Here is a 463-nt window from a genome sequence, read left to right on the forward strand (position 1 = left end):
CGCTCTCGTTCTCGACATACAGGTCACCGTTTTTGGTATAGTAGGTTACTTTGACCGGATAACCCTCTACGTTCACAAGCGTTTCTTTCTTTTCATCTGAAATAGCTGTCAACTTGATTGGCTTCTTATAGTCCTTTATCTTCTCGATCTCACGTTCCAACAACAATTCTACCGGCGTGTCCGCGGTCAAACGTAAGTCGGGCCTTGCCGGAAACGTGAAGGCTTGCCGATATCCATAGAGCGAAGTATTGGCATATTCCAGTATCATCTCCCAGCCTTCAAGCTTACGTCCGTTCACGAGCAACGAAACTTCTCGGTATGGAATTTCCTCGAATACTTTCTTATTCTCTACTTCCAATTTTATCGCTGTCGGTCTGATAATCAGCTTGCGGAGGATCGAATCTCCTTGCGACGTGTGGAGCGGAATATTTAATTCCCGGGTCACTGATGCCTGCAGCGCCTT

General features: G+C 46.7%; 1 pseudogene. It reads right to left on the reverse strand.

Features of this window, described 5'->3' with window-relative positions:
* Positions 1–445: pseudogene (locus BBG47_RS28435) on the reverse strand (RNA polymerase subunit sigma-70); the annotation flags it as partial.
* Positions 446–463 lie beyond the last annotated feature (18 nt).

The organism is Paenibacillus sp. KS1 (genome assembly GCF_001680695.1).
Taxonomy (GTDB): Bacteria; Bacillota; Bacilli; order Paenibacillales; family Paenibacillaceae; genus Paenibacillus_B; species Paenibacillus_B suaedae.